We start from the raw sequence: 8,567 nt of genomic DNA on the forward strand, positions 1-8,567 counted from the left end.
TGTCATTATTGTTACCTTTTTTTATTGTTGGTTTATCATAACAATGACCTTATAAAATTGGTACTAATTAGTGTAGCCTATCCAGTTCATTCTAAAACTCAAATCAATTGTTAAAAAAATTGCATAATTTATAATATATAACTTATAAGTTCGCACTCATAGAGAGTGGACATACCAGAGTTTATATTAATTAGATCATGTTTATTATGGATTAAATAATAATATCTTATTTTAAAATCTGTTTTATCGTTGTTTACATAAGGCTAGATTGAGATGTTCATAATAATAATCAAACGATTATCAACATAATAGTTGATTGATAATAAAACTTTCCATTTTCTTCTTAAGTCAGATTAGCATGAAGTAATCAAAGAATTTTATTCATTATAAAATCTTTTAACTCACTACAAATGACCTATTATCGCAGCCACACAATTTAATTAAATAGTAATCAGCAAAATTTGCATTTTTATTCGTAAAGTAAGTGCGATAAGAGTCATCAACCTGTTAACAAGAAGCAATCTATATAGATCTTACATTTTATAAAATCTATACTCGTTGAATTAAAACACTCAATAAATTCTGTTTGTAGAATTTTGCTAACATTTTGACAAAATTTAGCATATTAACAACCCCACTAAACTAAAATTTCAAGTATTTTTGTAAAAAATATTCAGGAGTCTATACCGTTTCATAATAATCAAAACGCTATAAAGAAAAGCTATCATTAATCAACAAAATCAGAAAGTTTATCTATGAAGATTTTTAAAATATCCATATTTTTTTGGATTAAATAATCAGTATTTATTTAGGATCAGTTACCATAATCGACATATTTTCCGGTTTTTTCATCCCAAATGCACCACTCTAATCGGATCTATAAAATGTCTTTTTGCACAGAAAATGGATAGTTATTCTTTGCCTTTATCATCAAGATCATCATCCAGTTCGGTATCAATCTCTGTAATATTATCTGGTTCAGCTAATAAATTCTTATTATTTTTTTTACAAAACATTTCTGGATCATAATAGAAAAACCCAAAGCCATCTCCTCCTTTATAAGGTCTTATAAAACGATCAACATTATCATTCCACTCTAATGAATATTTACCTTGGGCAATTAATTTTTTCACCTGCTCCTTACTTATATCAACTAAATCAATGTTAGTAACATCTTGCCAACCCAATACGGAAAAAATTCGTTCCGCCAATTTAACATGGGTATTTATCTCTTTTTTATATAAAATTAAAATTGTTGGTATATAAAATACACCAATTCCAATATAAGCTGGAATTAGATTATCCAAAGTAAAATCACTAGATAGATACACTAATGCTGCTGTAAATAATAAATAAAATGAAAGTACTGGGATATGATAACGTTTTAAAGCGTGTTTACGTCCAGCAAAACAAGGGGTAATAAGAGAAATAATTTGCTCGCTCGGTTTAAGCATAGCATACACTTCATAATGGTCAGTATGCTTTTCGGCTACAACTTCAACCAAATCTCCTTCATTAAATTTATAATAACCCAGCCAACCTTTTAACTTAATTGAATTATTTAGTTTAGCTGTAAAATATTGTGATGGGAAATAATTACTTACATGTATATCGTCATTATGCCCTAATGCCGCTAAACCAGCACTGTTATTCCCAGCTAATGTTGCTAGCGCTGCTCTACTTCGTATTTTAGCATTCAGTTTTTTCCTCTCTTCTTTACTCATATAAGCATCATCACCCACAGGTGCATAACAGAATATTCCTTTAAACTCTGTAAGTGTACCAGTTAATTTCACTAAATTTTTAGGAGGTAAAATGGGATCAGTAATACTGACCCCCGTTTTTTTTAATAACTCTTCTTTATTATTATAAAGAATATCTTTTCCATCATATTTTGCGTAGGGCATAATTAGCCTTCTTAATTTTTATTATTACTTCTTTTTTCGCTTTCATATTCAATAATCAGTATTCATTTAGGAGCAGTTTCCGTAATCAACGTATTTTCCGGTTTTTTCATCCAAAACGCACCACTCTAATCGGCTTTCTAAGATGTCTTTTTGCACGAAAAATGGATAGTTATTCTTTGCGTTTATCTTCAAGATTATCATCCAGTTCGGTATCAATCTCTGTAATATTATCTGGTTTAGCTAATAAATTCTTATTATTTTTTTTTACAAAACATTTCTGGATCATAATAGAAAAAATACCAACCATCTCCTCCTTTATAAGGTCTTATAAAACGATCAACATTATCATTCCACTCTAATGAATATTTACCTTGTGCAATTAATTTTTTCACCTGCTTTTTACTTATATCAATTAAATCAATATTAGTAACATTTTGCCAACCCAATACCGAAAAAATTCGTTCTGCCAATTTAATATTGGTAGTTATCATTTTATAATATAAAATGAAAATTGTTGGTATATAAAGTACACCAAACCCAATATAAGCTGGTATTAGATTATCCAAAGTAAAATCACTTGATAGATAGACTAAACCTGCTGTAAACAATAAATAAAATAAAATTACTGGGATATGATAACGTTTTAAAGCGTGTTTACGTCCAGCAAAACAAAGGGGAATAAGAGAAATAATTTGCTCACTCGGTTTAAGCATAGCATACACTTCATAATGGTCAGTATGCTTTTCGGCTACAACTTCAACCAAATCACCTTCATTAAATTTATAATAACCCAGCCAACCTTTTAACTTAATTGTATTATTTAGTTTAGCTGTAAAATATTGTGCTGGAAAATAATTACTTACATGTATACTATCATCATTATGCCCTAATGCCGCTAAACCAGCACTATTATTCCCAGTTAATGTTGCAAGCGCCGCTCTACTTCGTATTTTAGCATTCAGTTTTTTCCGCTCTTCTTTGCTCATATAAGCATCATCACCCACAGGTGCATAACAAAATATTCCTTTAAACTCCGAAAGTGTACCCGTTATTTTTACTAAATTTTTAGGTGGTAAAATGGGATCAGTAATACTGACCCCCGTTTTTTTTAATAACTCTTCTTTATTATTATAAATAACATCTTTTCCATCATATTTTGCGTAGGGCATAATAGGCCTTCTTCATTTTTATTATTACTTATTTTTTCGCTTTCATATTCAATAATCAGTATTCATTTAGGAGAAGTTTCCGTAATCAACGTATTTTCCGGTTTTTTCATCCAAAACGCACCACTCTAATCGGCTCTCTAAAATGCCTTTTTGCACGTCAGGTGGATAGTCTGATAAGGTTGTTTCTTTGGGTATGGGTTTGCCTTTTTTGCCTGCTTGCCTAATCACCTTTGGCCAACGTGGCTGCCAGCATAAGCATTCCGATATAAAATAACCTGTCGTGTAAACGGGTAATAGAATTAAAAATACCGGGATTAATAACAGATACATCATTATGCTTTTTGAATTTTGTGCTGCGTGGATCATCGGGCTGATATGGCCACCTAATCCATGAAATGGCATTGGTAAATGGGTGCTAAGTCTTGGTTTGGGTAAATTTTCTGGACCATCTTCCATATAACGGCGAATAAATTCCCATTCATCTTTATAGTCTTGACCTTTATAGGTATTTTTACCTATCCCGACTGAGTGAGCCACAGGAAAACCCGTTTTATAAGGATGAAAAACAATTAAATTCACCATATTGGTGCCACTCATATCCGAACCACTGTCGCCAAAGTTACCCGGCATAATATGATCCCATTTAAATACGACAGTACCGCCGCAATATTTAGGGCGCTGAATATAAACTTGCCTTGTTACCCGATTAAAGCGTACCCGTATATGGCGTATGGTAAACAGTTCCAATCGATAGACATAACGGAAATAGCGGAAGCATAAATATATTAAAACTAAAGAAGTAATTAAAAAACAAATCATTGCAAATATATCAGAAGCAATGTTTTCATTCTCACTATTATATAATTGTGATGCAATTATAAATGCAAAATAAAAGCCTGTTAAAGGAAACATAAATATTAGTATAGAGAGCCATGTAACAATCCCTCGAAAATTTTCAAACATTCCGCCACGAATCTCGAGATAGCGATCGTTATAGGCATAGTATGGGCCAATGGCTCTTGAGTTATTACTGACTGACGCTTTAGTCCAATCCTTTTCAACTTCGCTGAGTTTCATATCACCACTGCTATAACTCATTTCTAATTTTTTTCGTGTCTCTTTTTTTATGGAGTTGCCAAACCATAATAAATATTCACCGATATACATCTATAATGTCTCCGTAATAGCTTGATTCCAGGTTGTTAATTCTTCAGTTAAATCTGCAAATTTTTTACGGTCTGGTTCCTTGCCAAAACAGCAGCGATCAAACCATTTTTGAAGTGCATTGTCATCAGTAATAATAAGCACAAACGAAACAATTAGTATAATAAATGAAGCCATAAATACAATTCTCCCTATAACAAGGGCACTTCTAAGTGCAAAGCGCCCAATTGAAAGCCCCAAATCAGCTATTTTCACCCAAATGGTTCGTTCTGTACTATAACTAACAATCCTATCTAACCATGGCACAAGCGTACCTAGTACAGTTACAAATTGCCCAATACTAAGCGCCAAAGTTGCCAGCCCTCTCGCAAAATAAGCAGTGGCAATAATGTCCTTATCTTTTTTGCTTGTTTCATAGCCATCAATAAAATCTAATACTGCCATTACCCCCCCAGCTATTGTGGATATACTTGCCGACCACAAAAACAACCGACCAAAGGCATTAATAGTAACATGTCCAATTTTAGAATTTGGTTTGTTACCAATGCTATATTCAATTGTGCTTATACATACCTGTAAGCCGGCAGCAATGCTTGTTACTACCGATGTTAGGAATTCGGTTACTTCCCGAATATTATTAATATGACCTGTTTTAAATTTTTGGTATGAATCGTAAGCGCTAAATCCAAGTAAGACGATAGCAAAACGAGTATTGACTAAATCAGCATTTCGGAAGTTTTCTTGTGCAATATTTTCAAGTTGCGGAACCCCTCGATTAGGCACAGCTGAAAATCTTACACGATTAATATTATAACCCTGACGATACATATTAGTCGCGGTTCGATTAAGCGAACTTATGATAAGATTCCCCGCAGCATTGTGGAGGCGCACCTCGGCACTCGATACGGTAATTCTTAAAAAATTTCTTACTAAATCTGTTAAGGTCACGGATAATATTGCTATTGGAAATCCTCGTTCTGCTAGTTGATCTATAATAGAACCTACTGTGTTAATATGTTCAGTAAGGTTATTTAATAGTTCAATTGCTTTATTAACATTGGGATCAGTCTCATCTGTTTCAGAAGCATCAATTATCGCAATTGATTGTTGTATATCTAAATATTGATTGATGTCATCAATTAAACTTTTATTGTTAAAAAGATATGTACGCATAACTAAGTTATCACGAGTTATTTGCGATGCATTCCACCATTGGTCAAGTATATCGGTAATTTCTGGCGAACTGCTTGTTCCATGTAGGCACATACTCATCTGAAATTGAAACATAATTCCGTCGAGTTTTTTGCTTTCATCATAAAGATCTAATGCTGTAATCAATTGCTCCGATTTTAACCATTTTATGTAGTCTTTAGTTCTTAGCTCTGCAAGTTTTTCAGCTTGTTCTGATTTTTCTTTAAAATCATTTTCAAATTTATTAAATTTTTCGTGTGATAAACGACTCCAATATTTTTTTTGAAACTCTTTCTCTGCTAGCTCTTTTGTATAGATAGATTCCACATTTTCGTTATACCATTCTTCACTCTTATCAAGTATTTTATTACTTTGGTTTTTAAGACCTTCAGGAATATAAATACCTTGCATTGCTTTAGTATTCTGTTTTTTTTGCAGCTCAACCGATTTCGAGTAACTCTGTGTTAACTGTTTTATACGGCGATCATGAAATGACTTTTTAAATTCATCAAGTTGTTTTTTAACAATTAGACGATGTTCATTCGAAATCCCTTCATTATCTTTAGCTTCCATCCAGGGTTTCATTTTTTTTTCAAGTGCTTCGTTACGACGATTATTTAAACTTTGTGTAATTCCTATCGCATCGTTAACTACAATTGCAGCGCCTTTGCGAGCGTTTAATTTTTTACAGAGTGATAAATAACGACCATAATATTTCTGAATATCTTTATCAAAAAAAGTGGCGCGATTTGTATATATGTAATGAGTTAATTGAAGTTGTTTGTTAGCATTATCCCGTTCTCCAAATTTAAATTCATAAGGCAATTTACTGCGCAAAAAAGCCTCTTGTTCGGCAATCTCTATTGCCGTTGAAAACTCTAGTATATTTGAAAGTAAAGCTTCATCTTTTATCGATCTCTGACCACTTCGTATTTGCTCTGGTGTCATGCCTTCTAGTTCGAATTCTGGAGTAGTCAGGTAAAACTCTAACCGTTCATTAGTTATTTTATTTGGACTAAAAATAAAATGAATTTTATAGATATCTTTACTATTTTTAAAACTGATATATGAAGCATCCGCTCCGTCAGTAGCTATATTGCAATTATAATCAGGGGGAATCGAGGGTATCGTATTAATATTTTCAAACTCTGTTAGACATCCTTCAGGGCTGGAAGAAAATGCTCGCCACTCTTTCTTACCATTTTTATAGTCAACAAGCACATATAAATAACCTTGTCTAAGCATTTGTATACAATAATTAGAGTGTTCTAATGGTAAATTTTTCACCATTTCTTGAGCAAAATCTGGTAAAGGAGGGACTTCTACATTAGCTTTAAGATTATTTTTTATCATACGGTTTTTAGCTAAATAACCGCTAACTGATAACCGAGTTGGTAGAACAATTAAATCGCCTTCTTTTTCTTGACATTTTGGACACCGCCTACCAGAATCGTTCTCCTTAATTTTTGCAGCTGCTATTAATTTAATTAATTCATCTATTGATGCCATATTTTATTCCTGCTCTAATTGTTGCAAATATTTTTTAATTTGATGAATATTACTATTTTTCATCATATTGGAAAATTGATTGTAGGAAGTTCTCTGAAAAAATGGTTCGGATTTTTCCATAACATGATTAACAATATAATCCATTTTTTGTTGTTCTGGCGTATTAAATGAGGCTTTGTAAATCCAGTCTAAAATCAATGTTAGAGTGTTTTGTTGACTCCCTGACAAAGGAGAATTTTGTTGTCTCATCATTTGATATTCATAAGCGTTATAAGCTTGAGCAATGTTAATTTTTTGCCATTGATTTGTTGTTATTTCATAATCAATATCTGACAGTATTAATTCTGGTTTGTGATGTAATTCGATATAACTATTTTGCCAATAGTACCAATATTGAGTAACGCCTAATAATTGATTTAATTGTTTTTTATTTAAGATATTTACTAAATGTTTTAAGACATATGGGTCATAAAATCTTAAAAAATAACATTTAGCTTTATACGACATAAACATAGCATTACTAATATGATTTTGTATGTTTTTCACACTGTACGGTGAAATAATTAAAGCAATTGCAGCCGATTGATTATTCTTTAACTCACTAATCACTTGATCAACATAACTTACTCCTTTCCTTATTGTACATAGCTGCAAACATTCATGATCCTGTGAAACTGTATCTTGTCTATCTCGAATTGGTACAATTGATTCAAATTCAAAATTATGCTCAAAGAAAAAATCATCGTTAATTTTTGGATCAATTAATAAATATACCTTGCCAAATCGATTCATTTGTTCAGCTATTATATTACTGATATCTGTTTCTGATATGGTTTTAATCATCGTTATCTTTCCACAATAATAGCATGCTTATTTGCTTCATCTTGTTGTACACCATTGCATATCGATGGTAATTCCCGTTGAATGTTTCTTTGTGCCGGTCCCATTTTCTGCATAGCATTACTTTTTATATAAACATTATCAGCGGTGCCCAGTTCAATCCCAGCACTGCTGATTTTGACGTATGAACCACCACACATTAAGGTGATTTCTTTTACAGCTGACAAATCAACACTGCCATCCACACTGTCTATTTTAATATCTTGCTTGGCAGCCATATTCAGGTTGGCATTTTGTGCCTGCACCTCAACATCACCTTGGTTAGCAAAGACTTTCATTCCCGATTTATGGGCAAACAGACCGATGGATTCACCGGATGAGACGGTTATGTTTTTTAACGCATTAATGTCTGTTTGGTTTTCACTGGTCATTGAAACGCTATTCGATGTTGACAGTTGGATGTTTTCCGGACTGGTTAAAGCGATGCCTTCTTGTGCATAAGCAATAATGCCACTTTGTGCTAATTGGGTTAATGTGGCTTTAAGTTGCTCTTGACTATCGGTATCCGCACCATGAGCTTCAGATGAGGTTGCTGCATTTTGCAGTGCTTTAGCAATTGATAACGCATTTTCAAGCTGGGTAATGGCTCCTTGCATATCCAGTTGTTTACCCTGTGCCTTAGGCTCGGTCTGACTGGTCAGGTATAAACCTTTATTGGCAGCAATTGCACCCCACTCATCGGTGCGCAGTTCAAATCCCTCACCTCGCTGCTCTTTGTTTTGGTCAA

Annotated in this window: 6 protein-coding genes; all 6 read right to left on the reverse strand. The window is 32.9% G+C overall.

Translation table 11 applies throughout. The annotated features are described in order from the left end of the window. Positions 1 to 911 precede the first annotated feature (911 nt). Entirely contained in the window at positions 912 to 1,907 is a 996-nt protein-coding gene (locus tag H3S88_RS12940) for a putative type VI secretion system effector (protein ID WP_198229168.1), read from the reverse strand. Between the two features lie 254 nt (positions 1,908 to 2,161). Then, positions 2,162 to 3,076, reverse strand: a complete 915-nt coding sequence (locus H3S88_RS12945) for a putative type VI secretion system effector (protein ID WP_198229170.1) — start codon at positions 3,074 to 3,076, stop codon at positions 2,162 to 2,164. A 66-nt stretch (positions 3,077 to 3,142) separates the two neighbouring features. Beyond that, a complete protein-coding gene (locus H3S88_RS12950) occupies positions 3,143 to 4,243 on the reverse strand; it encodes a DUF6708 domain-containing protein (RefSeq protein ID WP_198229172.1) in 1,101 nt (366 codons plus the stop codon). After that, positions 4,244 to 6,940 carry a T6SS effector BTH_I2691 family protein gene (locus tag H3S88_RS12955; protein ID WP_198229174.1) on the reverse strand — a complete coding sequence of 899 codons (2,697 nt, stop codon included), beginning with the start codon at positions 6,938 to 6,940 and terminating at the stop codon, positions 4,244 to 4,246. It lies immediately after the preceding gene. Between the two features lie 3 nt (positions 6,941 to 6,943). Further along, positions 6,944 to 7,783, reverse strand: a complete 840-nt coding sequence (locus H3S88_RS12960; protein ID WP_198229176.1) for a DUF4123 domain-containing protein — start codon at positions 7,781 to 7,783, stop codon at positions 6,944 to 6,946. A 2-nt stretch (positions 7,784 to 7,785) separates the two neighbouring features. After that, positions 7,786 to 8,567 (reverse strand): type VI secretion system Vgr family protein (locus H3S88_RS12965; RefSeq protein ID WP_198229178.1); only part of this gene is annotated, 782 nt, incomplete at its 5' end.

The sequence above is a fragment of the Gilliamella sp. B14448G11 genome, from assembly GCF_016101765.1.
GTDB lineage: Bacteria > Pseudomonadota > Gammaproteobacteria > Enterobacterales > Orbaceae > Gilliamella > Gilliamella apicola_N.